Below are 26,082 nucleotides of genomic sequence, written 5' to 3' on the forward strand. Positions count from 1 at the left end.
GCAAAACCGAAACCGGAGATTTGTAAGCAAGGTTGAGACGGGATAACGCGCGACCGGCGGGCGCCGGCCGCGCAGAGGATCACTGACCGGCGATCTTCATTTCCGGCAGCAGCACCGAACCGCACTGGATATTGCTGCGGGTTTCAATATCGCTGCCGACGCTGACGATGTTGCGCAGCATGTCTTTCAGGTTGCCGGCAATGGTGATCTCGCTGACCGGGTACTGGATCTCGCCATTTTCCACCCAGAAACCGGCGGCGCCGCGCGAGTAATCGCCGGTGACGCCGCTGACGCCCTGGCCCATCAACTCGGTGACCACCAGGCCGGTGCCAAGCTGTTTCAACATGCCGGCGAAGTCCGCGCCCTGCCCGGCAATGCGCCAATTATGGATGCCGCCGGCATGGCCGGTGCTGTGCAGGCCCAGCTTGCGCGCCGAGTAGCTGGTCATCAACCAGGTCTGCAGCACGCCGTCCTTGATGATATCGCGCCGCTGGGTGCGCACGCCCTCGCTGTCGAACGGCGTTGACGCCAGCCCTTTCAGCAGGTGCGGATGCTCCTCGACGGTCAACCATTCCGGCAGGATCTGTTTGCCGAGCGAGTCCAGCAGGAAAGTGGATTTACGGTAGACGCTGCTGCCACTGATGGCGCCCACCAGATGGCCGAAAAGCCCGGTGGCCACTTCGGAGGCGAACAGCACCGGCGCCTTCATGGTCGACAGTTTGCGCGGCGCAAGACGTGCCAGCGTGCGGCGGGCGCACTCCTGCCCCACCCACTCGGGGCTGTGCAGATCGCCCATCGCACGGCCGATGGTGTAAGCGTAATCCCGCTCCATATCGCCGTCCTGCTCCGCAATGACGCAGCTGGACAGCGAGTGGCGGCTGGAACAGTAGCTTTGCAGCATGCCGTGGCTGTTGCCGAACACCTTGATGCCGTAGTGGCTGTTGAAGCTGCCGCCTTCGGTATTGGTAATGCGTTTGTCCGCCGCCAGCGAAGCCTGCTCGGCGCGCGCCGCCAGCTCGATGCCGCGCTCGGCGTCCAGCTCGGTCGGGTGGAACAGATCGAGATCCGGCGCCTCGAACGCCAGCAGATCTTTCTCCGCCGGGCCGGCGCAGGGATCTTCAGAGGTGTAGCGCGCGATGTCCAGCGCCGCCTGTACGGTGCGGGCGATGGCATCCGGGCTGAGATCGGTGGAAGAGGCGCTGCCTTTGCGCTGGCGGTGATACACGGTGATGCCCAGCGCGCCATCGCTGTTGAACTCGACGTTTTCAACCTCGCCGAAGCGGGTGCTGACGCTGATGCCGGTCGATTTGGTGACCGCCACTTCCGCCGCGTCGGAACCGGCGCGGGCCAGCTCCAGCGCCTGAGAAACGGCCTGTTCCAGCGCCTTGCGCTGTTCTGCAACTTGAGTGACTACTTTCATCAATCTGCCATAATTAATCAGAAAATCGTTGAGAAAAGTGCCGGAGCGGCGTAGTTGTGCACGCGGAGCGGCGCGCAAAAATCCTGAGATCTCTGCCGTTGAGTCTAACAGGAACCGCGTTGAATTTCGCATAAAGCCGGCAACCTGTTAGGATTAGCCTCTTTTTAACGGAGCCTACCATGAACAAACAGCCTGAAGACTGGCTCGACGATGTCCCGGAGAATGAAAACGAGGACGATGACGAGATTATCTGGGTCAGTAAAAGTGAAATTAAACGTGATGCCGAAGCGCTGAAAGACCTGGGGGCCGAAATGGTCGATCTGGGCAAAAACGCGCTGGATCGCATTCCGTTGGACGAAGATTTGCGCGCCGCCATCGAGCTGGCGCAGAAGATCAAGAAAGAAGGCCGTCGCCGTCAGCTGCAGCTGATCGGCAAGATGCTGCGCGCCCGCGATATCGAGCCGATTCAGACCGCGCTCGACAAGCTGAAAAACCGCCACAACCAGCAGGTTTCGCTGTTCCATAAGCTGGAAGCGCTGCGCGACCGCCTGGTGGAAGAAGGCGATGACGTCATTCCGTCGATCCTGGATCTGTATCCAGCAGCCGATCGTCAACAGCTGCGTTCACTGGTGCGCAACGCGCAGAAAGAGAAGGCCGCCAACAAGCCGCCTAAGGCTTACCGCCAGATCTTCCAATACCTGCGCGAGCTGGCCGAAGCGGCTGACTAAGCGCCACCGCCATCCCGGGATGAACCCGTTTCATCCCCGGTGATGCGCCGGTTCGCCGCTGCTTTCGCGGATATTGAAGCGCAGGCTGCCTTCCAGCTCTTCTTCCGCTTCTTCAAACAGCAGAATGATTGCGCCGAAACGACGCTTGCTGCGGGCATTGAGGTGGGTGAACTCGATTTCCACCGGCAGACCGATATCGCCGGTCACCACGTCCCACAGCGCGTCGAGGTTGGCGCCAAACCCCTCGTCCAGCGCAAACTTGTGCGCGAAATCGCGGTAGAAGGTTGGCACGTCCTGGATCTGCTCAAAATCAAACTCTACTTTTGCCATCAAACTCACTCCACACGAATGAAGTTTTTGTAATGGTCGCGCGTGACGAAGATCAGACCGTCGCTCGAATACAACAGGCGATCGGCGCCGCGCCGGCCACACTGGTAATTGATGTCCGCTTCGCGCCAGACCCGGCCGCCGGCGCTCGGCAGTTGCCCTTCACGGTTAGAGAATCGATCGCCGCCAATCGCCTTGCCCGGCAATACTGCACAGAGGTTGCCTGAACGCGGATCCCAGCCCTGCTCGCGCGCCTGCTTCTTGGTGACGTAATAGTCCGGCAGCCGCTGATGCTGCTGCAGGTAGCTCACCACCGTTTGCTGCTGCGTGAGCCGGTCGATGCTCTGCTGCTGGCCCGCCGGTGCCGGCACCCTCGCCGGATTGCCGTCGATCGCACGGTGCTCGTTGCCGCGCAGCGCGCTGAAGACGGCGATGACCACGGCGATGACAATCGCCAACAGAATCCGCTTGTTCATGACATTCCCTGAAATTATGCCGCCGAAGGCGCCGCAGCTCCCCCAGGCTAGTTAGGTATATAGTCGACCTGGATGAAACTAAGATGACCGGCACGTCACGTTTTCGCGGCGGTAAGCGTTTCATCCATTCATGACAATGATGCCACTTTCCAGCCGTTCTGGCACTCGGAGTCTCTCTGAAAACGGGCCGCCTCTTATGAGACGGCCCGCCAGATCGGGCACTGCTTTCAGTATAGTCAGGGAAGGCGCCGCACAACGCGGCGCAACAGGAGGGAACGCATCAATCGATCAAGGCGTGACGATAGCGATGCAGCATATCGGCCAGGCGTTTCACGGGCCCGGTGACGCTGAGCGGCGCCTGATTGTCCACCAGCTTCTGCTGGTACTCATTCATCTCACCCAGCAAGCGATCGTAGTAATAGGCGCGCTTGACGTCGTTCTTGGCGGAGACCACCCGATCGGCGGTGCTGCGGATCTGGCGGTGGAAGGCCGACAGCTCTTCGCTGGCCGGAATTTCCGCTCGCTGCATGCGCTGGTGGGCGATGATCAGGTTCAGCGCCAGACGATACTTGGCGATGTCGTTCGGGAACATCATCAGCAGCTGATTAAGCTGCTGATACAGCGCAGGCAGGTGGTTTTGCCGACGGCGCGCCGCCTTGGTGGTCAGCGCCGACACCGCGCTGCTGACGAACTGGTTGAGCAACGTGCGGCCGGTGCGTTCGCGCGAATTATCGCGGATCAGCAGCAGCACCATCAGCCCAACGCAGCTGCCGAGGAACTGGCCCAGCGCCCCATCGAGAAACTGGGTCACGTTGAACTCCATCGGGTTGCTCAGCACCAGAATGTTGATGGTCCCCGCCAGCAGCCCCAGCGAACCGAGCCGCCGCTTCTGAACCTCGATGCCGATGAAAAACGCCAGCAGGCCGAGGCTGAGACACAGCAGCAAAATGCTCTGCTGGGTCGCCGGCAGGATCACCATGAAGAACAGGGAACCGACCGGGATCGCCGCCAGCATGCCCAGCACGAAATCCATCGCCACCATGCGCGGCGCCGGGGTGCGCATCGCCAGCGAGGTGATCACCGCGATGATCACCATAAAACCGCTGCCGGACGTCCAGCCGGTCCACAGCCACAGCAGGCTGCCGAAGGCCGTCGCCACAAAGGTACGCAAGCCGTTGATCATCGCGTGATGCCCTTCCGCCGAGGTCGGTTTGACCACGGTTTCGTTGCTCAGCACCCCTTCTTCCACCGCGCTGATGCTGCAGTTGGCGTGCACGCCTTTCGACAGCAACAGGTAGCGCGTCGCCGCGCCGACCCAGCCGGTGATGGTCGGCAGCGTTTCCTCGGAACGATGCGTGGTCAGCACCTGGCGCAACAGCTTCATGCGCTTGTGGATCTCCTGCGGGGTTTCCGCCGGGACCATCAGTTGCTCCCGCAGGCTGTCTTTCAGTGCCTCCGGGTGATTCAACAAGATCAGATAGGTTTCGCAGGCCTGGGTGATCAGCGTCAGCGACAGCGTATGCAGCGCCTTCACCCGTCGATTGACCTTCTGCCAGCGCGAGGACTCCATCATCAGGTTGTTGCGCATGCCGTCCAGGGCCGTGGTGCTCTTGACCAGATTGCTCCAGGCGCGATCGATGTCTTCTTTGTCGGCGTTGCTGATGCACATCTGCATCAGGCGATATTGAGCCACCAGCAGTTGATCCACCGCCCGATCGATGTCCTGTTTGATCGAACGCGGCGAGAACAGCAGATCCGCCAACACGGCGCTGACGATCCCCAGCACGATCTCGCTGCAACGCTCGATGGCGAACTGCGGCGCTTCCAGCAGATGAGACTCGCTGGTAGCGACCGTCACGATGATGATCAGCGCGGTATATCCGGCCAGCCCCCAGGCATAGGAGTTCTCCACCTTGATGAGTGAAGAAAGCCAGGTGCAGAAACCGGCCCAGATGCAGCACAGCAGCAGCATCACCACCGGCGCGCGGGCGGTGGTGATGATAATGATCAGGCCGACGAAGCAGCCGATAAAGGTGCCGATGATACGCAGCCAGCCGCGGTGGCGGATGGCGCCGGAGAAGGGTTCACCGCCGGCGGCAAAGGCCGGGCCGGCGGCGACGATGGCGGCGGTCATCGCCGACCAGCGCGGGGTTTCCAGATTGAGATGGAAGCCGACGAACAGCGCAAACACAATCGCGAAGCTGAGTTTGAAGGCGAATCTCAGCCGGATAAAGGTTGGGCTGCTCATTAGCCGAACTCACGCAGCCGGTGCATCAGGCGCACAAAAGGTGAGCCGCTGTCGGCATTGCGATCGTTTTTGCCAACGATCACCACGGTGGCAGTGGTGCCGGCCGGGTACGGATGCTGTTGATCCTTGGCGTCCAGCAGGATTTTCACCGGCACTCGCTGCGCCAGGCGTACCCACTCCAGGTTGCTGTCGATCGAGGCCAACCCTTTGTTGTTCAGCGTGCTGCTGCTGTTGTTCACCGCCGCCGCCACGCTGTCGACGGTGCCGTGCATGATGCGGTTACTGCCGAGCGGAGTGATCTCCGCGCGATCGCCCTTATTCAGGCCGTTCAGCTTGGTCTCTTCCAGGTACGCCAGGATGTAGAAGGAATCTTTCTTCACCAGCGCCACCGCCACCGACCCACGGGTGATGTATTCACCGGCGTGTACGTTGAGGTTGGTGATCCAGCCATCGGCCGGGGCGCGCACCGTGGTGCGCTCCAGATCCAGCTGCGCCAGCTCGCGCGCCGCAATGGCCTTCGCCAGCTGGTGCTGCACGGTCTGCAGCGAGTTGTTCGACTGGTCAATCTCTTCCTGCGACATCGCCTGCACGCCCAACTTCACTCGGCGGCCGGCCTCACGCCGTTTTTCCGCCGCCAGCGTCTGATAGTAGGCGACGTCGGCGCCGGCTTCCGCCAGGGCCTGCTCATAACGCGGCCGATCGACCACGAACAGCACCTGGCCTTTCTTCACCAGTTGGTTGTCCACCACCGGCACGTCGGTCAGCAGGCCGCTGACGTCCGGCGCGATCGCCACCACGTCGGCGGTGAACTTGGCATCACGCGTCCACGGCGACTCGGTGTAGAACACCCAGGCCTTGAATACCGCGGCAATGCCCAGCAGCACAAGAATCAAAGTGATCGCGATTCGGGTTATTTTTATCGAAAAATTTTTCACAGCGACCTCAAACAAAAAGACACGAAATCAGATAAAACAAGCAGCAATACAGCGCGGTATTAAACAGCGCCGGATGCCAGACAAAATCGTAAATCCCCGTCGGCTGCAGCAGGCGGCGCAAGAGAAAAAACAGCGCCAGCGACACCAGCAGCTCGAAAAACACCGGCGGAAACGACAGTCCGAAGATGACCATAACCGGAAGCAAACTCATCACTTTTTCCTTATTGTTCACTACGCCGGGGAAAGACACATCTCGCCATTCACATTCTCTTTACATTTTAGCGTGCGCGCGCCACAAATCTTGACCAGACAGCTTGTCCAGGTCACGAACCCGAAAAAAGGTTAAACTTTGGGGCAGACGTCCACGACAGGGATTGCGAGGGTGCCGGAGGAGCGGCAGGATTACGTCGCCGATCGCTCTCGCACGTTGGTAAGGTCTATTCACCCGACCACGTTATATTAGCCTGCTTACTATCAAGGCATCAACAATCTGTGATCTAAATCACTTTTAAGCCAGAGTGAATAATGGAAAGATTAAAACGGATGTCGGTATTCGCCAAAGTGGTTGAGTTCGGGTCGTTTACCGCGGCCGCGCGCCAACTCGGCATGAGCGTTTCATCGATCAGCCAAACCGTCTCGAAACTGGAAAATGAGCTGCAGGTCAAGCTGTTGAACCGCAGCACGCGCAGCATCGGCCTGACTGAGGCCGGCAAAATCTACTATCAGGGCTGCCGACGCATGCTGCAGGAAGTCAGCGAAGTGCATGAGCAGCTGTACGCGTTTAACAATACGCCCGCCGGTACGCTGCGTATCGGCAGCTCATCCACCATGGCGCAAAACGTGCTGGCGAACATGACCGCCGAGATGATGAAAGAGTATCCGGGTCTGACGGTCAACCTGGTGACCGGCATTCCGGCACCGGACCTGATCACCGACGGGCTGGATCTGGTGATCCGCACCGGCGCGCTGCAGGACTCCAGCCTGTTCTCCCGCCGCCTGGGGCAGATGCCGATGGTGGTGTGCGCCGCCAAAAGCTACCTGAGCCAGCATGGCACGCCGCAGAAGCCGAGCGACATGGTCAACTTCTCCTGGCTGGAGTACAGCGTGCGGCCCGACAGCGAATTCGAACTGATGTCGCCGGAAGGCATCACCACGCGCATTTCCCCGCAGGGGCGCTTCGTCACCAACGACTCCTCCACCATGATCCGTTGGCTGAAAAACGGCGCCGGCATCGCCTACGCTCCGCTGATGTGGGTGATCGAAGAGATCAAACGCGGCGAAATTGAGATCCTGTTCAAAAGCTACCATTCGGATCCGCGGCCGATCTACGCGCTCTATACCGAGAAGGACAAATTGCCGCTGAAGGTGCAGGTGTGCATCAATTATTTAACCGACTATTTCGAACGCGTCGCGGCAGTCTATCAGGGCTATCGCTGAGCCGTGCTCAAATAACGGTGCGCCAGCGCGCCCAGCAGCGTCAGCGCCAACATACCGAGGCCCCACAACAGCCAGACGGCGTAGCCCGCCCAGGTCAGCAGCAGAGGAAAATAGCTCGCCAGCCCGCTGGCCAGCTGTTTCAGCCACGGTAGCCAGACGTCCAACACCGCCTGCGGCACCAGGTTCAGCGCACCGTTCACCGGCAACGATACTTTCCCGGCTGCCTCCGCCAACGCCGGGAGCCAGGCCAGCACCCCGGCGACGCCCCAGGCTAGCAGCGTCCACAGCACCATGGCGCCCAGCAGCAGCGCGAGTGTCCAACCACCCCGGTTCACGGCACACCGCCGCCGCACTGCGGACAAAAGCGGCTCCCCGGCGGCAGCGGCGCGGCGCACTGTCCGCAGGTGGCGCTCGCCGCGGCAAACGGCTGACCGCAGCGGTGGCAATAACGGGCGCCCGATTTATTCACGGCCCGGCATTCCGGACACTGCGGCCCCGGCTCGCCATGCTGGTTATAGCGGTTGCCATGATGCCCACCGCCGTGGCTCGCACGCAGATGACCGCCGTTAATACCGCCTTGCCCCAACAACCGTTTCAGTAAGCTCATCCCGCCTCTCCTCTGTGCATTGACGCTGAACCTCACTGTAAACCCTGGAGTAAACTCCAGGGTAAAGCCCGACGAGAAGGATTTACGTTTCATTACATCGTAAAAGTGGCAAGGCTTTGATGCCGTTAACAAAAGCACCATCGGCATTATCCCACGCCACCGCGCTGCGTTATGCTGCGGAAACCTCTCCCTGTATCAGGAATAACCATGAAAAAAATCATACTGGACTGTGACCCGGGGCATGACGACGCCATCGCCCTGTTGCTGGCCTGGGGCAATCCGCAGATCGACCTACTGGCGGTCACGACCGTGGTGGGTAACCAAACGCTGGACAAAGTGACGCGCAACGCGCTGGCGGTGGCCCGCATCGCCAATATCACCGGCGTACCCTTCGCCGCCGGCTGCCCGCGCCCGCTGGTGCGCAATATCGAAGTGGCGCCCGACATTCACGGCGATTCCGGCCTCGATGGCCCGGTGCTGCCGGAACCCCACCTGCAGCTGGACTCGCGCCACGCGGTGGATCTGATCATCGAGACCGTGATGGCCCACCCGCCCGGCAGCGTGACGCTGGTGCCTACCGGCGGCCTGACCAATATCGCCATGGCGGTGCGTAAAGAGCCGCGCATTGCCGAGCGGGTCAAGGAAGTGGTGCTGATGGGCGGCGGCTACCATGTGGGCAACTGGAGCGCGGTGGCGGAGTTCAATATCAAAATCGATCCCGAAGCGGCGCACATTGTATTTAACGAAAAATGGCCGCTGACCATGGTCGGGCTGGATCTCACTCACCAGGCTTTGGCCACGCCGGCAGTCTGCGAACGCATCGCCGCCCTCGGCACCCGGCCGGCCGCCTTCGTCGGCGAACTGCTGGCATTCTTTGGCCGTATGTACCGGCAGGCGCAGGGCTTCAGTGCCCCGCCGGTGCACGATCCTTGCGCGGTGGCCTATGTGATCGATCCGAGCGTCATGTCGGTGCGCAAAGCACCGGTGGATATCGAGTTGACCGGCACCCTGACGTTGGGCATGACGGTCGCGGACTTCCGCGCGCTGCCGCCGCCGGACTGCCACACCCAGGTCGCGGTCAAACTGGATCAGGATAAATTCTGGGATCTGGTGGTGGATGCGCTGGAACGGATCGGCGACGTGGAGTAAGCGCACAAGAGACGAGACTAACGCGCTTGGGCAGGCGCGTTAGTCTGTATTCTGCCGCGGCAACGGGGAGGCTCAAGTCATAACCGCTTTTATTCCCAATGCAGCAGAACAATCCTAATAATAAATCATTTCATGAAAATTTAAAAAAACAGATAAAGACAAGAAGAATCCTAATAAAAATAACAAAATGAAAATCACATTGAATTTAAAAATCAGCAATGAGAAACGATGAGGTAAATTTCCGCCGTCGCGCCGACACTGACGACATCAATTAAAAAAGCAGATACCTATTTTATTCTTCACAGGGCCTGCCAATATAGGCCATTGCCGGGATACCCCACGATATTCGCGTACGTAGGAATCACAATCAACCATTTGATTTCAATTGACAAAAACAATAATTAGATTATGAATTGACTGAATCACAATAGATTTGAGAAAATGGCGCGTCTGTTTTTGCAAACAACAAACATACCTTTTGCGGGTGAAAAATACGGCTTAACCTTTCTTTGGGTACACAGCCTCGCGCATTCTCAGGGCAAACATTATTTATCGCTTCACCATAAAGACGGTTTAAATTTCCCGTGAGACATTTGCGAATTGAACATTACACGCATTTCAATATCAGGACAAAGGAAAGGGAATAATAAAAACATGCATTCAATAAACGCTATCAGGCCATGGCAGGTTAACCATGGCCGATAAATCTCCCGCTAACGCAGCGACCATCGCCGTGCTGCCCCTGCTGCTGATCTGGATGACGGTGATCCTGCCGATTTATTACCCCAATATGGGCGGCGACGGTCTGGCGCTGCCGCAAAACATTCTGGCCTGGGCCGTCATGGCGCTCACCACGCTGATAGTGACGTTCACCGTTTGCCTTGGCCGCACCCGTCTTTCGCTGACCCCCACCGCACGCCTGTTGCTGCTCGGCATCGCCGTGCTGGCGCTGCCGCTGCTGTATACTCGCTCCGAGTGGCGCGAAGACGCCCTGTGGCGCTGCGCCGGTCTGCTCGGTGGTTGGCTTTTCTATGTCGCCTGCCTGCAGCTGCGCCTAACCCCCAGGCAGCGCAACCTGTTGCTGTACGGTCTGCTGTTCGCCGTCGGCGTTCAGGCACTGCTGGCGGCTCTGCAACTGTTCGCCCCCGCGCTGGCTTGGGTATCCCCTAACGGCAGCCGGGTCTACGGCGTCTTTCAGCAACCGAACGTGCTGGGCAGCTTTATCGCCACCGGGTTGGCTTTGGCGCTCTGGCAGCTGCTGGCTCCCCTCTCTGCGCCAACGCGGCGGCGGCAAATCCCGCTGCTCGCGCTGCTGGCCGCTTTCTCAGCCCTGCTGGTACTGATCCAGTCGCGCGCCGCCTGGTTGGGGGCCGCATTGGCGGCGCTGCTACTGCTGTGGCGCTTTGCCCGCCACCGCACGCTCGAAAGCCGCTGGGCGGGTGGCGCGCTGCTGCTGGGCGCCGCGATCGGTCTGACGGTGCTGTTCACCGGCTTTGGCCTGGATGGCCGCGCAGGTCTCATCGCACGCGAAGGCTCTAATTATTCACGTCTGACCATGCTGCAAGACACCGTCGCCATGATTTTCGCCAAACCGCTGCTGGGCTGGGGCTATGGCGGCTTTGAATACAGCTTCGCGCACTTCCGCCTGCAGACAATGCCCTGGCGAGAAGTGCTGGAAGTCGCCGGGCATCCGCACAATGAAATCCTGCTGTGGTGGGTTGAGGGCGGCCTGCCGGCGCTGGCAGGTATCGCTATCGTCATCGTCGCCGGCGCGCTGCTGCTGAAACGCGCCTGGCAACGGGATCGCGAAGCGCCGGCCGGTGCGCGCGTCGGGCTGTTTCTGGTGCTGCTGCCAATGTTGATACACACCCAACTGGAATACCCTTTCTATCTGTCTGCGCCGCATTGGCTGGCGTTTCTGCTGCTGCTGGCACTGTTGGACGGCCAAACCGGCGCCCCACGCCCGCTGCCGTTAGCCAAAGCCCTAAGTCTGCCTGTAGCAATGGCGGCGCTCGGCGTGTTAGTGATGGCGGTCTTCGCCTGGCAAGGGCGCATGGCGCTCACCCAATCGGAGCGCACGATGCTGGCCTCCATCGACAGCATCGAGCAGATGCCGCCGCCGGCCGCCTGGATCTACCGGGAGCGCAAAACGTTCGACGAGCAATCTCACGCGCTGCTGGTCTATAACCAAACGCGCGATGATGCCCTGTTGACCGGCTATCGGCAGTGGGCCAATGCCTATCTGCAGCGCCGTATCGACGCCAACGTCTACGCCACGCTGATCATGATCTTGCGCTATCAGGGGGATCAGGCACAAGCCGAGGCTCGCCTGCGGGAAGCCGCTTTTCTGTTTTCTCGGGATGCGCGGTTTAGGTAGGGACAACAAGGTGAGAGCGAGACCTCGTCGCTCTCACCTGTGTCATTTTATGTAGCAAAATCAACGCGGCAATATCGCGCACTCTTTATCCAGCAGCGACTCTACCGAAGCGCGGTTGCCAACGTCCCAGCCGCGCTTCGAGGCCAGCAAGATAAAACCCCGTTGGCCGGCAAACGTGGTGGGCACTAACGCCACGCCATATTCCGCCAGCTGCGGCGGCGACAGATGGAAATAACCCGCCAAATCCTTAATCGGGTAGATGCCCATCGCGGTCGGCTGCATCACGCGGCGAGCATAATAGGTGTGGCGCAACAGCTTATCCGGCAAAGGCCGCCATTGTTCCTGTATGTAGGGGCGTTCCGCCTGCAATTGACGCCGAACATCTTCGCGCAGACAGGTCAGGTGAATATGCAATTGGTTCTGGCTACGGCCGTAAGCGGAGTTGATCGCCATGCCCAACATATCATCCGGCACCGGCCCGCCATACTCGGCGGCCAACCGGTAACGCATCAGCCATGCATAGCCAAAATAGTCCGTCCGTTCCCCGGCCAGCAGCTGCGGGCTTTCGATGCCGGAGAGCGGCGCCGTCGGCACCAGGATGAAGTGATAGGGATAACGCGGGTTTTGCAGCACGCTGAAGCCCTGCGCTTTCCCCTGCGGCATATAAATCTGCTCACACGGGGCCGGATCGCGCTTTTGCTGATAGTTGGCCATGCAGAGCTTATCGACCACGCCCCACAGCGCATCGGAACGGGCGCACCCCGTCAAGGAGAGAACCCCCAGCACCAGCAGCCAACGCCGGGTAGACACACCAAAGCACGCCATCGTCATCTTTCTCGGCATCATCGCCGCACAGCACTCTTTGCGCGGGCGAGAGAAAACTCAAAATGGGGAATGAACAAGGGGCCAATGCGGCCCCTTGAGGAAAAATTACGCCGTGCCGCCGACGGTCAGCGTGTCCAGTTTCAGCGTCGGTTGGCCGACGCCCACCGGCACACTCTGGCCTTCCTTGCCGCACACGCCCACGCCTTTATCAAGCGCCAGATCGTTGCCGACCATCGAGATCTGCTGCATCGCCTCAATGCCGGAGCCGATCAGCGTCGCCCCTTTCACCGGCTTGGTGATACGCCCTTTCTCGATCAGATAGGCTTCGGTGGTGGAGAACACGAACTTGCCGGAGGTGATGTCCACCTGGCCGCCGCCAAAGTTCGGCGCGTACAGGCCGTACTCGACGCTGGCGATGATCTCTTCCGGCGTCGATTGGCCCGCCAGCATGTAGGTGTTGGTCATGCGCGGCATCGGCAGATGCGCATAGGACTCGCGGCGGCCGTTGCCGGTCGGCGCAACGCCCATCAGCCGCGCGTTGAGCTTGTCCTGCATGTAGCCTTTCAGCACGCCGTTTTCGATCAGTACGTTGTACTGGCCCGGCACGCCTTCGTCGTCGATCGCCAGCGAGCCGCGGCGCCCTTGCAGGGTGCCGTCATCCACCACGGTGCACAGCTCGGACGCCACCAGCTCGCCCATATGGCCGCTGAACACCGAGGTGCCGCGCCGGTTGAAGTCGCCTTCCAGGCCGTGGCCCACCGCCTCGTGCAGCAGCACGCCTGGCCAGCCGGCCCCCAGCACCACCGGCATATTGCCGGCCGGCGCCGCCACTGCGCCAAGATTGACCAGCGCCATGCGCACCGCCTCTTGGGCATAGATATCGGCGCGCACCTCGCCGTCGACGGCTTCCAGGAAGTAGTCATAGCCGAAACGGCCGCCGCCGCCGCTGGAGCCGCGCTCACGCTTGCCGTCCTGCTCCACCAGCACGCTGACGGAAAGGCGCACCAGCGGGCGAACGTCCGCTGCCAGCGTGCCGTCGGTGGCGGCTACCAGCACCTGCTCGTAAACGCCGGTGATGCTGGCGTTCACTTCCTGCACCCGCGCATCGGCGGCGCGCGCCACCTTGTCGACGCGGTGCAGCAGGGCGATTTTCTCTTCGCGCGGCAGGCTTTGCAACGGATCGAGCAGCGGGTACAGCGCCTGATAACCGATTTCGCCCAGAGTATGCGCCCGCCCGTCGCCCTGCTCACGCACGATGCTGCGCGCCGCCTGGGCGCTCTGCTGCAGCGCATTCAGGGTGATCTGATCGGCATAGGCGAAGCCGGTCTTCTCACCGCTGACGGCGCGCACGCCGACGCCCTGGTCGATATTGTAAGAGCCATCCTTGATGATGCCGTCCTCGATCACCCAGGCTTCGTGATAGCTGGACTGGAAATAGAGATCGGCGTAGTCGATACGGCGTTCTGCCAGTTGACCCAGTACCCTGTACAGGTCTTGATGACTCAGCTTGTTGGTAGCGAGTAACTGCTCACTGACAAACGTCAGGCTCATAATGGTTTCACTCTTGATTGGAGGATTACTTGTCAGACGGCGCCGTCAGCGACGTCTGGAATCGGTTGTGCTGCAGCACCGGCATCTGCGCACGAATATTTTTCAGGCTTGCGGCGTCCACACGCACCTTCAGTGCCGCCACGGCGTCCGCGTTCTCGGCCAACACCTTGCCCCAGCCGTCGACAGCCATCGAGTGGCCCCAGGTGCGGCGGGTCGGCCCGTGGCGCCCCACCTGCGCCGGCGCCAGGATCATGCACTGGTTTTCGATCGCCCGGGCGCGCAGCAGGATTTCCCAATGCGCCTCGCCGGTCACCCGGGTAAAGGCAGCCGGCACCGAAATCAGTTCGGCGCCCTGCGCCCGCAGTGCCTGGAACAGCGCAGGGAAGCGCAGATCGTAACATATGGTCATGCCCAAACGCCCGACCGGCGTATCCACCACCGTCAGGTGCTGCCCGTGCTGGTAGGTATCCGACTCGCGGTAATGGCCGTGCGCGTCGTTGATGTCCACATCGAACATGTGCAGCTTGTCGTAGCGGGCGCGGATCTCGCCCTGCTCGTCGAACAACAGGCTGCTGGTGGTGATAAGCTCCGGGTTCTCACGGCTGACGAGCGGCATCGAGCCCACCAGCAACCACACGCCATAACGGCGCGCCAGTTCGCGCACCGCGTTCTGCAGCGGACCATCGCCCTGTTTTTCCGCCTGTTGGCGATAGGCCGCGGAGTTGGCGAACAGCAGCGCGTTCTCCGGCGTCATGACCAGTTTTACCCCGGCATTGAGCTGCTTGATCTGCTGTTCAATCTGGGCCAGGTTATCGCGCACCTGATCGCCACTGCACAACTGCAACAACGCAACGTTAGCATTCCTCATGACGCCTTATCCTCCTTTGCCTTACGAAGTACCTCATTGATCTTCGGCTGGTCGAGATCGCCGCTGATATGGTAGCGAATCAGCGAAATCTTGCTCCACAGCGGCCCCAGCACCTGCGAGGCGGCAAATACCGCCGCGCCGACGATCGGGTTGACGACAAACGCCGTGGCCACGCCGACCGTCGCCGAAATCGCCGGCGCCACCACCGCCTCCATATCGATGCGACGGCGCGCCAGATCGATCTGGCCGCTCATGGCGATATCCGCCGCCAGGCCGTCGATCAATAGATTATCTGTATGCATTATGCCATCTTTCAGCCAGGCGGTACTGCGGATGGAATCAAAGTAGAAGCCTTTGCCGAAGGTATCGCTGAAATCGAACTGCAGCTTGCGCAGCAGGGCATCGAAACTGACCAGCCGCAGCAGCTGACCGGCACGGCCACCACCCATACTGTCGATTTCACCCTTGCCCATCTTGACCTGCAGCGCACCGCTCAGCGTATCGACCCGTGGCTGCCACGGCGTGCCATGCCAGTACAGATCGAAATCCACGTCATAAGGCGCGCCCTTAAGCGGAATGGTGATGCCGAAGAAGGCGGCGGTTTCATCGATCTTGCCGCCAAGCAGCTTGCCTTTCAGCGAGCTGCGCTCTTCCTGCGCATTTTGTTTCCACAGGCCGGTGGCGGTCATGCGCCCTTTGCCGGTATCGACCAGGCCGTGATCCAGCGTCAGGGTATCGCCCCGATTGGTCAGATCCGCCTCGACCTTACCGAGGTTCTGCCCCAGCACCCAGCACGATTTGCAGCGCAACATCAACGAAGGCCAGTCGCGGAAGGAAACGTTCTCGGTCGACGGCGGCGGCGTGCCCCCCGCGTTTTTCGTCTCTGCGAACTGCGGGTTGTAATACAGGTAGTTGATATCGGCGCGCCACGGCCCGCGATCGGCCACCCGCAGGCTACCATCCACTTCGTCGCTCTTGGCGCTCACCAGGGTAGCGCCAAGCTGTTTCTCGGCCGACAGCGTCAGCTTATGCCAGGCCTGGCCGCCCAACAGCAGCTGCGGCGTGGTCAGCGCCACGGTGGTGGGGAAGCTGAAACCGCCCACCTGACCGCTGCCGCCGCCCTGTTTCAGCGCCGGTGCCAGCAGCGCCAGCCACTGCTCGCCGTCCAGCGCCGGCAGGTTCAACGTCATCGACTTGCCGGCCGGCAGAGGCGGGGTGCCGCCCCCGTTGGTTTGCCAGGCGGCGCGCGCCAGGTTCACCTGTTTTTTATCGAAGTTCCATTCGCTGTTGAAGCGGTTCTGTTTGCCCGCGCTGCCGGTCAACATAAAGCCGTTCAAACCGCCTTTGACCTTGACGTTCACCGGCAGCGCCTCTCCCGACGCCTTGTCCAGTGGCGAAGGTAAGTGACTGCTCACTTTCTTCAGGTCTGCGTCAAGGCCGATATCGTAGCTGGCCGAGCCCTGATGCGGCAGCGTGATGGCCACCTGGCTCTGCCAGGGCGCACTGCCGCTGAGCGCATCGGCGGCCTCTTTTGGCAGGCCGGGGAACTTGCCCGGCTGCCAGTCTCCTTTCAGACCGACGTTGACCTTGTAGTCACGCTCGCCTTCCTGCGTAGTGAAGTTGACCGCCACCGGTTGCCCGAACCAGTTGGCCGACAGGGTGTCGCTCTCCAGATTGCCATTGTCGAAGCGGAACTTGCCGCTGAGCTTCTGCAGCTCGCTTTCCAGCGGTTTTATCAGCAACGAATTGTTGTTCAGCGCCACTTCACCGGTGGCTCTGACCTGCTCGCCGTCCAGGGGGATATCGAGATGTAAGCGCCCACTGACATCACCGCCAATCTGCAGCTGATCCAGCGCCGCCCCCAGCGAATCGTGCAACGGTGTCTGCATGAAGTAGTCATGTACGTCGCTGCCCGCACCCGCGACTTCGGCGTCGATCAGCAACCGCTCTTTCAGGTAATCCGGGATCACCGCGCTGATATTTTTGCCCGCCACCTTGCCCAAGCGGGTTTGCGGCGCATGCATCCACAGCCCCTCGTTGGCGAAATCGAGATCGATCGCCAAATCGGTCAGCGCCGGCCAGCCCGGTTGGAACTGGAAGGTGGCGTGACGCAGCGGTACGAAGACTTCGAACTGCCCTTCGTTTTTGCGGTACGGGAAATGCTGCGGATCGCCGGAATAAATCAGCGTGGCGTTATCCACCTGGCCGCCCTGAATGGCGCCGCCCAGGTAGTCCACCAGATGCTTGCCCATCAGCGGTTCCGGGAAATAGCGCCAGGCGTCGGCGCCGTCATACAGGCGGATGCCCGCCAGGATATTCAGCCACGGATCGCCCTTGGCCGGCTGCTGATAACGGAAATCGCCGTTGACCCACAGCGACTTCGCCTTGACGTCCAGCCCCTGACTCGCCAGCTCCCAGCCTTGATCGTTGTAACGCCAGGTCAGCGCGCCACGCGCGCTGCTGATTTCAAGCGGGGCGCGGAACATGTCGCCGTAAGGCAGGGTGCTGTCGGTGAGCCCCAGCGTCAGGCGGCCGTTCTCCACCCCGCCACTCAACGCGCCGGAGAAGTGGTTGACGCCCGGCAGCAGTTCCCAACGCTGCCAGCTGACATCGCGCCACAGCGCCTGAAAACGGCTCTTTTCCGGCTGCTTGAGCGGGATGTCCAGCGCCAGCGCTTCCACCTGCCCCTGCGGCTGCAGATCGTTCCAGCGATCGAGCACGTCCGGGCTGAGGAACGAGAAGGTCGGCAGCAGCGCCGACAGACGCTCCAACTGAAGATGGGTCGCGCGCACCCGCAGCTCTTCATTCTGCGCCGGCCCCATAAATTCGGTGTTTTCCGGCAGCCACAGCGCAGAAAGCGCGCCCTGCGGCCACGCCTGGCCGTCGGTGCTCAACCGCAACTGCGGCACGTCGAGCTGCCAACCGGTGCCCTGGCGGCGCAGCGAAAGCGCCAGATTGTCGACGTCCAGCCGGTGCTGCGCGGCGCCGGTATTCCAGTTAGCTGCCCCCTGCTTGAGCAACGCATGGCCGCCGGCGATCTCGCCGTTTTGCACCTGCAGCCAGGCCGCCAGGCTGAAGTCGGCGCTTTCCAGCCCGGTGTTGGCGCGCAGCCAGCGGGTAAACCAGGGTTTCATGTCGATGTTATCGGCCTGCAGATAGACCGTGCCGGTGTCCAGCAGGCCCTGATTATCGCGCAGGTCCATGCGCAGCTGCACCACACCGTGCTGGCCGTTCAGCGTCGACAGGCTGATCTGCCCCTCGGCGCGGTGGCGATCGCGGCCGTTGAGCCAGGTCAGTTGGGGAATGTCGAATTCGGCGCGCGCGCCGGCGGGCGTCAGGAACGAGATACGGCTGTCGCGCAGATCGAAATGGTCGAGCTGGCGCAGCATCAGATCGCTGATTTTACCGGGCTCAAGGCCGTCGCCCTCACGATCGCCGCCCAGCGTGGCGTTCAGATCGAGGCGGAATTGATAGAAGGTCAGATCGCGGAACTGCCAGCGCCAGTGCAGCAGGGATTGCCACACGTCCAGCGCCAGCGTCACGCGTTCGATATGCACATCGCTTTTGGGCAGCGTAACGCTCAGGTTGCGCACTTCAAGCTGTGGGCCGAACGTTTCCCAACTGCCCTGCAGGAAATCCATCTGCACAGGCACACCGGATAGCTTCTCCACCTGCGCCAGCAGTTGGGGACGATAGTCGTTCAGCTTCGGCAGCATCAGGCGCAGCCCGCTGATCAGCAGCGCCACAATCACGATTAGGGTGGCGCCTGTTGCTAACAGAATCCCAGGCAGTCGCCTCACGCAGTTCTCCTTGCTCCGCTGCCTGGCAACGGGAATATCTATGCACTGACGGGCCCGGCGTGCCGGGCCCCTACCGATGTCGGGCGGGCTACATCATGACGACGTCGAACTGCTCCTGGCTGTACAACGGTTCGATCTGCACCTTCACCTGTTTGCCGACGAAGATCTCCACTTCGGCCAGCGCATGCGACTCTTCGCTCTTCAGCGCTTCGCCAACCGCCGCGGAGGCGTACACCAGGAAGCGATCGGAATCGTAAGCATGGTGCACGCGTACAATCTCGCGCAGGATCTCGTAGCACACGGTTTCCACCGTTTTCACGGTGCCGCGCCCATTGCAAGTAGGACAATCGTGACAGAGCACATGTTCAATGCTTTCACGCGTGCGTTTACGCGTCATTTCAACTAAGCCTAGCTGAGAGAAGCCGTTGATCGTGGTTTTTACCCGATCTTTACTCAATGCCTGCTCCAGCGAGTGCAGCACCCGGCGGCGATGCTCTTCGTTGTTCATATCGATAAAGTCGATGATGATAATGCCGCCCAGGTTGCGCAGCCGCAGCTGGCGCGCGATGGCCTGCGTCGCCTCGATGTTGGTATTGAAGATGGTTTCGTCGAGGTTGCGGTGGCCGACGAAGGCGCCGGTATTGATATCGACGGTGGTCATCGCCTCGGTCTGATCGATGATCAGATAGCCACCGGACTTTAGCTCAACCTTGCGCTCCAGCGCGCGCTGGATTTCGTTTTCCACGTCGTACAGATCGAAAATTGGCTGGCTGCCGGTGTAGAGTTCGAGCTTGTTGGTAATGTCCGGGATGTACTCGCCGGTAAACTCCACCAACAGATCGTGCGTCAGCCGCGAATCGACGCGAATGCGATCCAGCGCCGCGCCGGCGAAATCGCGCAAGATGCGCTGCGCCAGCGCCAGCTCGCCGTACAGCTTGTATTTGGTCTGGTTGCGCTTCTTGCGCTCCATCACCTTGGTCCACAGGCGTTTGAGGAACGCGGCATCCTGCGCCAGCTCTTCCTCGCCGATGCCTTCCGCCGCGGTGCGGATAATAAAGCCGCCCAGCTCGTCGCAGTGCGGCGCAACGATGGACTTCAGGCGCTCGCGCTCGGCTTCGCTGTCGATGCGCTGCGAAACGCCGACGTGCGCCGCGCCCGGCATGAAGACCAGATAGCGCGAAGGCAGCGTGATATCCGTGGTCAGACGCGCGCCCTTGGTCCCGAGCGGATCTTTCACCACCTGCACCATCAGGTCTTGCCCCTGGCGCACCAGCTCGGCGATGTCGCGCACGTGGAAGTTTTTCCGCTCGTCGCCGGCGACGCATTCGGTATGCGGCATGATGTCGGAGGCGTGCAGGAAGGCGGCCTTGTCCAGGCCGATGTCGACAAACGCCGCCTGCATCCCCGGCAGGACGCGGCTGACGCGCCCTTTATAGATATTGCCGACGATGCCGCGTTTGGATTCGCGTTCGATATGAATCTCTTGCAGAATGCCGCCATCGATATAGGCGACCCGCGTTTCAGACGGTGTGATATTAACCAGTAGCTCAGCTGTCATGCCTTCTCCTCAGAGCCGGTCGATAATGGCAGCGCCCATCAACCGGTTCTTACATCACGTAATGCGACAAAATTACTGAGCAGCTCATGTGTTTCGACCAGCGGCAGACCGACCACCGCGTGATAACTCCCGGTTATCGTTCTGACGAAACAACCACCCTTTCCTTGAATGCCGTAGGCGCCCGCTTTATCCATCGGTTCGCCCGTAGCAATATAGTCGCGGATATCCTGTTGTGACAGGCTGCGGAACGTCACGTCGGTCACCACCAGCTGGCAGCGCACGTCGTGGCGATCGGCGATCGCCACCGCCGTCATCACCTGATGCTGTTTGCCCGACAGAGCCGCCAGCATGTCCGCCGCATGGGCTTCGTCGCGCGGCTTCTCCAGCACCCGGCCGTTGAGCACCACGATGGTGTCTGCGCCCAGCACCGGCCGATCTTCCTGCGCCAGCGCCACGCCCGCCTTGGCCTTGTCCTGCGCCAGACGGCGCACATAGGCCTCTGCGGCTTCGCCTTCCCGGCGCTGCTCTTCGGTATGCGTCAGCAGAATGTCAAACGACACGCCCAACAGGGTCAACAGTTCACGTCGACGTGGGGAGCCGGAGGCCAGATAAAGCGAAGTCATTGATATACCCTTACTGTACGGCGAACTGACGGCGGATTTTGCGCATCAACAGGAATAACCACGGCCACAAAATGCCGTTTACCACACTACTCCAGAATACCTCTGGGCGGAAAGAGACGTTGATCACTAAAAACTCAGCCCAGAACACCACCACATCCATCGACAGCGACAGCAGCACGACGATCAACGCCTGTTGCCACAGCGCCATATTGCGGAACAGTTGGAATTTGAACGCCACCAGATAGGCGATGATGCCCAGCGCCAGCGCGCGTACGCCCAGCGTAGAGCCGAGGATCAGATCCATGATCAACCCCAGCACGAAGCCGGTACCGACGTTGACACGATGCGGCAAGGCCATCACCCAGTAGATCAGGATCAGCACCAGCCAGGAAGGCCGGAACATGTAGATCTGCTCCGGCCACGGCATGATTTGCAGCACCAACGCTACCAGGAACGACAGCCAGATGATCCAGCGCCCGTGGCTGCGGTAACTGTTCATTGCACCACTCCCGCCGCGGCAGGCTGAGCCGATGGCGTAGCGCCGGCGGGTTGCGGCGCCACGCCGGTGGCCGGTGCGGGCAGCTGCGGCCCAACAGAACCGGCAGGCGGCAACACCTGCGGCATCATCTGCATCAGGCGCTCATTGGCGACGCGGTGCACTTCGTCCGGCGGCAGCGGCATGTCGCCGTTGCGATCGGCGCCCCACAGCAGCAGCAGGTAGCGCAAGCGCTGCAGACCGGCGGTCGGCCGCGCCTGAATCACGGTGTAAGCGCGCTGATTGTCGACCTTGACCGAGGAAACGACCGCCACCGGATAGCCTTCCGGGAAGCGGCCGCCGAGGCCGGAGGTCACCAGCACGTCGCCAACGCGGATATCGGTGTTGTTCGGCAGATGCTCCAGTTGCAGATCGTCGGCGCAGCCGCTGCCCGCGGCGATCACTCGAATATCGTTACGCAGCACCTGAATCGGCAGCGCGTGCGAGGCGTCGCAGATCAGCAGCACGCGGCTGGTGACTTTCGCCACCGCCACCACCTGGCCAACCACGCCCTTGTCGCTGATCACCGGCTGGCCTTCATAGACGCCGTTGTCCGACCCTTTGTCGATAACGACCTGATCGCTGTAAGGATCGGAGCCGGTGGAGATCACCTGGGTGACCATCTTGTGTTCGTCCTGGCGCAGCGGAGAACCCAGCAGCTCGCGCAAGCGGGCGTTTTCCTGCTTGAATTGGCCAAGAAGAAGAATATCGCTGTTTTTCAGCAGCAGTTCCTGCCGCAGAGCGCGGTTTTCCAGCTCCAGCTGTTGGCGGGTGGCCAGCGTCTCTGACACGCTGTCCAAAACTTTACGCGGCCCGTTGGCCAGAAAATAGAAAGGGCTGACTGCGGTGTCCATGTAGTTGCGTATCTTCACGAACGTGCCGAGCCGGCTGTCGGCAACGATCAGGCCAATGGCCGCAATCACCGCCAAAAAAAGTCGCAGTTGCAGGGAAGGCCCCCTGCTAAAAATCGGCTTCATAAATTATGCGAGTTCCTCGACAACAGAAAGAGGAACCGTACCCGATTTTCGCTGTGCGCATTCATCCGATACGATTCCTCCTTCCAGGGGCTGACTATTCTTCGCTGAACAAATCGCCGCCGTGCATGTCGATCATTTCCAACGCCTTGCCGCCACCGCGCGCCACGCAGGTCAGCGGATCTTCCGCCACCACGACCGGAATGCCGGTTTCTTCCATCAGCAAGCGATCGAGGTTGCGCAGCAGCGCGCCGCCGCCGGTCAATACCATGCCGCGTTCGGAAATGTCGGAGGCCAATTCTGGCGGGCACTGCTCCAGCGCAACCATCACCGCGCTGACGATACCGGTCAGCGGCTCTTGCAGGGCTTCGAGGATTTCATTGGAGTTCAGGGTAAAGCCGCGCGGTACGCCTTCAGCCAGGTTACGGCCGCGCACTTCGATTTCGCGCACTTCGTCGCCCGGATAGGCAGAACCGATTTCGTGCTTGATGCGCTCTGCGGTGGCTTCGCCGATCAGCGAGCCGTAGTTGCGGCGCACATAATTGATGATGGCTTCATCGAAACGGTCGCCGCCGATGCGCACGGAAGAAGAGTACACCACGCCGTTCAGCGAGATCACCGCCACTTCAGTGGTACCGCCACCGATATCCACCACCATGGAGCCGGTCGCTTCGGAAACCGGCAGACCTGCGCCGATCGCCGCCGCCATCGGCTCTTCAATCAGGAACACTTCACGCGCGCCGGCCCCTTGGGCGGACTCGCGGATAGCGCGGCGTTCAACCTGGGTCGCGCCGACCGGCACACAGACCAGCACGCGCGGGCTTGGGCGCATAAAGCTGTTGCTGTGAACCTGTTTGATAAAGTGCTGCAGCATTTTTTCAGTCACGAAGAAATCGGCGATCACGCCGTCTTTCATCGGGCGAATGGCCGCGATGTTGCCGGGGGTGCGGCCCAGCATCTGTTTGGCGTCATGACCGACGGCCGCGACGCTCTTTGGGGAGCCGGCACGATCCTGACGAATGGCAACCACCGAAGGTTCATTCAGTACGATGCCTTGCCCTTTAACATAAATCAGGGTATTGGCGGTACCCAAGTCGATGGACAAGTCGTTGGAAAACATGCCACGAAATTTCTTAAACATAACGAAAGGATAATCCTGCAAGCTGGGGGCGGAAAATAAAATCCGCCTACTTTACCAACCACACGAAGCAGCGACAAGGCGCAAAAACGTTCTACTTCGGTGAAAAATAGTCTGTATTGTTTCTGCTCGAATGCACGGAAATTGGATGAGGCCTGAATTCCCTGAACAAAGGCTCAGTTTACCACCCTGTCAACGCACGAAACGGCGTAACACAGCTCATAAAATCTAACATATTCCCTGATTGCCGCCGATGGTAAGCACCTACCAACGCCAACCAGATAAAAGCTGACAAGAGCCTATCTCAAATAGGCGTCGTTGTCGCAGGCAGATTGGAGAAAACTCCAAAATGACGGGTGACATGGCCCAGATGGATCCGGCGCTCATTCTACGTCAATTTTTGTCCGGCAATCAGCTTAAACACGATAACGACGTGAATATTTTTTACGCCCCGCGTCGATAGGTTCCGGCGATGCGAAAAAGTCGCCCTGCCCGCCGTGGATCCCCCGCTCTTTCAGCGTCTGCCATTCGTTGCGCGTACGTACGCTGGCGGCGAACACCTGAGCACGCGTGCCCGCGCAGGCGCCGGTCAGGCTCTGCACGAACAGCTGGTTTTCGTCCCGCTTATCGATGCTCCGCACCAGCCCCGGGTGGAGCTTGACGATCTCCACCTGCAGCGACTTGATATAGGACGTACTGACCACGGTTAAACCCGCTTTGGACACCGCGAGACGGCAGCCCAGCCCTGACAACAGCCTCAGCACCGGACGCAAACGGTCGATATGTTGACACACATCTGCCTCCGCAAGTTCAATCAGAATTCGCCGACGTTGGCTTTTTTCGCATTGCAACAGCGTATCGCGCAGCCAGCGCTGGAAAGAGCGCTGCAAAATCGAGTCCACGCACAGCGGAAACGCCAGCGTTTCCTCGGGCCACTGCGCCAACAAGGGAATGATGCGGCTCACCTGTTGGCGATCGTAACTCTCCGCCAACCCCAACTGCTGCACCAGCGGCATATATTCCGCCGGCAGCAATTCCTGGGTGCCGTCATAGATCCGGCTCATGATCTCACGATGGTGCACCTCGCCTTCCACGGTCACCGCCGGTTTCTGATACAGCCGCGGGCCGCCGCGCGCCAGCACCTGTTCCAGCAGCGTGCGCCACTTGACGCTGCCGCGCCCCTTTTCCGGCACCTGGCTGTCGTACACATACCACCCGTTTTCGCCCTGCAGCGTAGCGTGGCGCGTCGCCTGCTCCGCATAGTCGATTACCTGCTCGGTGGTTTGACCGCTGCGGTACGCCACGATGCCGATGTGCAGGAAGGCCTCGCGATCGATCAGCGCCGTGGAAGGCAAGGCATCGATGGCGTTGACCAGCTGTGAAGCGATGCCGTCGGCTTCCTTCAGGGTTCGATGCGGCAACAGCACGGTAAAATCGCTGTGGAAGTAGCGCGCCAGCAGCGCCGACGGGTAGCGCATCACGAAGGTAGACAGCAGGTTGACCAGCGAATACATCAGCTCTTGCACCGCCATGCTGCCGTGCGTCTCGCGCAGGGTCTCGAAGTCGGGCAGCCGCACCATCATCACGATGCCGTGCGAGCCTTCATCTTCCAACTGAGTGGTCAATTGATTATCGAAAAACAGGCGATTATTCAGCCCGGTTTTGGCATCCTGCGCGGCGAAGGCGCGGATCAGCGTATCGACCCGGCTGCGCTCTTCCCGCGCTTCCGCCAGATCGGCCAGCAGGCGGTCGAGCGCGCCGCTGACGTTGGCTGGCCACTCACGCACGTCGCCCTGCATGACGTTTTCACGCTCGCCGTTCAGAATGCGCCGCGCACGGCGTTCCAGACGATCTTCGCCGTCGGCCTGCTCACGCAGCCAGCGCAGGCTGAACAGCAAAACCACCACCATGACGACGATCGACAGCGTGACGGCGGCGGTGGATTGCAGCGTGCGCACGTCGCTGGCGAAGGGATCGAGGTAGGTGATGTGCAGCGTACTGCCCGGGTGCTGCAACAGAGTTCGCGAGACCTGACGATAGCCGTTCAGCGCATCCCAGGGCTCTTTTTTCAGCGTCGGCAATTTATAGTCGAGGAGCTTGCTGGTACCGGCCTCTACGCGGATCGACACAATGCCGAGCGGACGCATGACAATCGGCAACCATTTCTCCTGATCGCGCGGCGATTCCTGCAACATGGCTTGATCGAGAGAGGTGACCAGCGAATCAAAGCGGCGCTCCTGGCGATCCTGGGTAACGTAAAAGAAGCTGTATGAGCATCCCATCAGCATCAAAAACATCGCCAGCGCGACCAACAGAGTGATCAATGCAGAGAGTTTGGTGGTAAATCGCATCCCTGTGCCTTGTCCGCTATGGTTAAGTGAGTGTTCACCCTTTAGCTAAAAGGGGCCGTCCAACCCTAACAAGCCTTGCCGAGGAATTAAACCTGCAAGCGCCGTTTTTGTCCTTTATCAGGACTTGGGCCGCTTATTATGCATATAGTCAAATA

General features: G+C 60.6%; 22 protein-coding genes. 4 read left to right on the top strand and 18 right to left on the bottom strand.

The window, feature by feature from the left end; genetic code table 11:
- Positions 1-79: 79 nt before the first annotated feature.
- Positions 80-1,420 carry a metalloprotease PmbA gene (pmbA, locus tag ACMGGW_RS20260; RefSeq protein WP_025304390.1) on the bottom strand — a complete coding sequence of 447 codons (1,341 nt, stop codon included), beginning with the start codon at positions 1,418-1,420 and terminating at the stop codon, positions 80-82.
- 179 nt (positions 1,421-1,599) lie between these two features.
- Here pmbA and yjgA point away from each other — a divergent pair, with 179 nt between their 5' ends.
- The gene (gene yjgA / locus ACMGGW_RS20265) at positions 1,600-2,148 is read left to right on the top strand and encodes a ribosome biogenesis factor YjgA (protein ID WP_004936968.1); all 549 of its coding nucleotides are present in this window, start codon (positions 1,600-1,602) and stop codon (positions 2,146-2,148) included.
- 30 nt (positions 2,149-2,178) lie between these two features.
- On the opposite strand, the gene ACMGGW_RS20270 is transcribed toward yjgA, so the two are convergent.
- From ACMGGW_RS20270 to aaeX, 5 genes are all read right to left on the bottom strand, one after another.
- Positions 2,179-2,478, bottom strand: coding sequence for a barstar family protein (locus ACMGGW_RS20270; protein ID WP_004936963.1), 300 nt, complete (start codon positions 2,476-2,478; stop codon positions 2,179-2,181).
- Between the two features lie 5 nt (positions 2,479-2,483).
- Positions 2,484-2,951, bottom strand: coding sequence for a ribonuclease (locus ACMGGW_RS20275; RefSeq protein ID WP_025304391.1), 468 nt, complete (start codon positions 2,949-2,951; stop codon positions 2,484-2,486).
- Between the two features lie 280 nt (positions 2,952-3,231).
- Entirely contained in the window at positions 3,232-5,199 is a 1,968-nt protein-coding gene (aaeB, locus tag ACMGGW_RS20280) for a p-hydroxybenzoic acid efflux pump subunit AaeB (RefSeq protein ID WP_025304392.1), read from the bottom strand.
- Entirely contained in the window at positions 5,199-6,134 is a 936-nt protein-coding gene (aaeA, locus tag ACMGGW_RS20285) for a p-hydroxybenzoic acid efflux pump subunit AaeA (RefSeq protein WP_197832237.1), read from the bottom strand. Before aaeA ends, aaeB begins: the two co-directional genes overlap by 1 nt.
- A gap of 7 nt (positions 6,135-6,141) precedes the next feature.
- Entirely contained in the window at positions 6,142-6,345 is a 204-nt protein-coding gene (aaeX, locus tag ACMGGW_RS20290; RefSeq protein ID WP_004936952.1) for a p-hydroxybenzoic acid efflux pump operon protein AaeX, read from the bottom strand.
- A 314-nt stretch (positions 6,346-6,659) separates the two neighbouring features.
- On the opposite strand from aaeX, the gene aaeR reads away from it, so the two are divergent.
- Complete coding sequence (aaeR, locus tag ACMGGW_RS20295) at positions 6,660-7,571, top strand: HTH-type transcriptional activator AaeR (RefSeq protein ID WP_025304394.1); 912 nt, start codon at positions 6,660-6,662, stop codon at positions 7,569-7,571.
- On the opposite strand, the gene ACMGGW_RS20300 is transcribed toward aaeR, so the two are convergent.
- Entirely contained in the window at positions 7,562-7,906 is a 345-nt protein-coding gene (locus ACMGGW_RS20300; RefSeq protein ID WP_089196292.1) for a hypothetical protein, read from the bottom strand. The two genes, aaeR and ACMGGW_RS20300, sit on opposite strands and share 10 nt — an antisense overlap.
- Positions 7,903-8,178, bottom strand: a complete 276-nt coding sequence (locus ACMGGW_RS20305) for a zinc ribbon domain-containing protein (protein WP_025304396.1) — start codon at positions 8,176-8,178, stop codon at positions 7,903-7,905. The genes ACMGGW_RS20300 and ACMGGW_RS20305 overlap by 4 nt, the downstream gene beginning before the upstream one ends.
- 207 nt (positions 8,179-8,385) lie before the next feature.
- On the opposite strand from ACMGGW_RS20305, the gene ACMGGW_RS20310 reads away from it, so the two are divergent.
- Entirely contained in the window at positions 8,386-9,327 is a 942-nt protein-coding gene (locus ACMGGW_RS20310; protein ID WP_197832236.1) for a nucleoside hydrolase, read from the top strand.
- Positions 9,328-10,021: 694 nt separating this feature from the next.
- Complete coding sequence (locus tag ACMGGW_RS20315; protein ID WP_049204357.1) at positions 10,022-11,704, top strand: PglL family O-oligosaccharyltransferase; 1,683 nt, start codon at positions 10,022-10,024, stop codon at positions 11,702-11,704.
- A gap of 60 nt (positions 11,705-11,764) precedes the next feature.
- Here ACMGGW_RS20315 and ACMGGW_RS20320 read toward each other — a convergent pair whose 3' ends face one another.
- From ACMGGW_RS20320 to csrD, 10 genes are all read right to left on the bottom strand, one after another.
- Positions 11,765-12,514 carry a CDP-diacylglycerol diphosphatase gene (locus ACMGGW_RS20320; protein ID WP_230201427.1) on the bottom strand — a complete coding sequence of 250 codons (750 nt, stop codon included), beginning with the start codon at positions 12,512-12,514 and terminating at the stop codon, positions 11,765-11,767.
- A gap of 120 nt (positions 12,515-12,634) precedes the next feature.
- Entirely contained in the window at positions 12,635-14,080 is a 1,446-nt protein-coding gene (gene tldD, locus ACMGGW_RS20325; RefSeq protein ID WP_025304416.1) for a metalloprotease TldD, read from the bottom strand.
- Between the two features lie 25 nt (positions 14,081-14,105).
- Entirely contained in the window at positions 14,106-14,948 is an 843-nt protein-coding gene (nit1, locus tag ACMGGW_RS20330) for a deaminated glutathione amidase (protein WP_038629939.1), read from the bottom strand.
- Positions 14,945-18,748 carry an AsmA2 domain-containing protein YhdP gene (gene yhdP / locus ACMGGW_RS20335; protein WP_197832235.1) on the bottom strand — a complete coding sequence of 1,268 codons (3,804 nt, stop codon included), beginning with the start codon at positions 18,746-18,748 and terminating at the stop codon, positions 14,945-14,947. Before yhdP ends, nit1 begins: the two co-directional genes overlap by 4 nt.
- A gap of 88 nt (positions 18,749-18,836) precedes the next feature.
- Entirely contained in the window at positions 18,837-20,306 is a 1,470-nt protein-coding gene (gene rng / locus ACMGGW_RS20340) for a ribonuclease G (protein WP_025304418.1), read from the bottom strand.
- A 38-nt stretch (positions 20,307-20,344) separates the two neighbouring features.
- Positions 20,345-20,929, bottom strand: coding sequence for a Maf family protein (locus tag ACMGGW_RS20345; RefSeq protein WP_004936921.1), 585 nt, complete (start codon positions 20,927-20,929; stop codon positions 20,345-20,347).
- Positions 20,930-20,939: 10 nt separating this feature from the next.
- Positions 20,940-21,428, bottom strand: a complete 489-nt coding sequence (gene mreD / locus ACMGGW_RS20350; RefSeq protein WP_004936918.1) for a rod shape-determining protein MreD — start codon at positions 21,426-21,428, stop codon at positions 20,940-20,942.
- Positions 21,425-22,441, bottom strand: a complete 1,017-nt coding sequence (mreC, locus tag ACMGGW_RS20355) for a rod shape-determining protein MreC (RefSeq protein ID WP_025304420.1) — start codon at positions 22,439-22,441, stop codon at positions 21,425-21,427. The genes mreD and mreC overlap by 4 nt, the downstream gene beginning before the upstream one ends.
- Positions 22,442-22,535: 94 nt before the next feature.
- A complete protein-coding gene (gene mreB, locus ACMGGW_RS20360; RefSeq protein WP_003855260.1) occupies positions 22,536-23,579 on the bottom strand; it encodes a rod shape-determining protein MreB in 1,044 nt (347 codons plus the stop codon).
- A gap of 413 nt (positions 23,580-23,992) precedes the next feature.
- Entirely contained in the window at positions 23,993-25,927 is a 1,935-nt protein-coding gene (gene csrD / locus ACMGGW_RS20365) for an RNase E specificity factor CsrD (RefSeq protein WP_025304421.1), read from the bottom strand.
- Positions 25,928-26,082: the final 155 nt, after the last annotated feature.

It is taken from the genome of Serratia sp. BNK-4 (assembly GCF_048685115.1).
Lineage (GTDB): Bacteria > Pseudomonadota > Gammaproteobacteria > Enterobacterales > Enterobacteriaceae > Serratia > Serratia bockelmannii.

What these genes read in the sequence shown, in the direction of transcription:
- mreB (WP_003855260.1), bottom strand. Translation starts at nt 23,579, where the DNA reads ATGTTTAAGAAATTTCGTGGCATGTTTTCCAACGACTTGTCCATCGAC.
- aaeR (WP_025304394.1), top strand. Translation starts at nt 6,660, where the DNA reads ATGGAAAGATTAAAACGGATGTCGGTATTCGCCAAAGTGGTTGAGTTC.
- tldD (WP_025304416.1), bottom strand. Translation starts at nt 14,080, where the DNA reads ATGAGCCTGACGTTTGTCAGTGAGCAGTTACTCGCTACCAACAAGCTG.
- aaeX (WP_004936952.1), bottom strand. Translation starts at nt 6,345, where the DNA reads ATGAGTTTGCTTCCGGTTATGGTCATCTTCGGACTGTCGTTTCCGCCG.
- mreC (WP_025304420.1), bottom strand. Translation starts at nt 22,441, where the DNA reads ATGAAGCCGATTTTTAGCAGGGGGCCTTCCCTGCAACTGCGACTTTTT.
- ACMGGW_RS20345 (WP_004936921.1), bottom strand. Translation starts at nt 20,929, where the DNA reads ATGACTTCGCTTTATCTGGCCTCCGGCTCCCCACGTCGACGTGAACTG.
- ACMGGW_RS20310 (WP_197832236.1), top strand. Translation starts at nt 8,386, where the DNA reads ATGAAAAAAATCATACTGGACTGTGACCCGGGGCATGACGACGCCATC.
- pmbA (WP_025304390.1), bottom strand. Translation starts at nt 1,420, where the DNA reads ATGAAAGTAGTCACTCAAGTTGCAGAACAGCGCAAGGCGCTGGAACAG.
- ACMGGW_RS20305 (WP_025304396.1), bottom strand. Translation starts at nt 8,178, where the DNA reads ATGAGCTTACTGAAACGGTTGTTGGGGCAAGGCGGTATTAACGGCGGT.
- mreD (WP_004936918.1), bottom strand. Translation starts at nt 21,428, where the DNA reads ATGAACAGTTACCGCAGCCACGGGCGCTGGATCATCTGGCTGTCGTTC.
- nit1 (WP_038629939.1), bottom strand. Translation starts at nt 14,948, where the DNA reads ATGAGGAATGCTAACGTTGCGTTGTTGCAGTTGTGCAGTGGCGATCAG.
- ACMGGW_RS20315 (WP_049204357.1), top strand. Translation starts at nt 10,022, where the DNA reads ATGGCCGATAAATCTCCCGCTAACGCAGCGACCATCGCCGTGCTGCCC.
- csrD (WP_025304421.1), bottom strand. Translation starts at nt 25,927, where the DNA reads ATGCGATTTACCACCAAACTCTCTGCATTGATCACTCTGTTGGTCGCG.
- aaeB (WP_025304392.1), bottom strand. Translation starts at nt 5,199, where the DNA reads ATGAGCAGCCCAACCTTTATCCGGCTGAGATTCGCCTTCAAACTCAGC.
- ACMGGW_RS20275 (WP_025304391.1), bottom strand. Translation starts at nt 2,951, where the DNA reads ATGAACAAGCGGATTCTGTTGGCGATTGTCATCGCCGTGGTCATCGCC.
- rng (WP_025304418.1), bottom strand. Translation starts at nt 20,306, where the DNA reads ATGACAGCTGAGCTACTGGTTAATATCACACCGTCTGAAACGCGGGTC.
- yjgA (WP_004936968.1), top strand. Translation starts at nt 1,600, where the DNA reads ATGAACAAACAGCCTGAAGACTGGCTCGACGATGTCCCGGAGAATGAA.
- ACMGGW_RS20270 (WP_004936963.1), bottom strand. Translation starts at nt 2,478, where the DNA reads ATGGCAAAAGTAGAGTTTGATTTTGAGCAGATCCAGGACGTGCCAACC.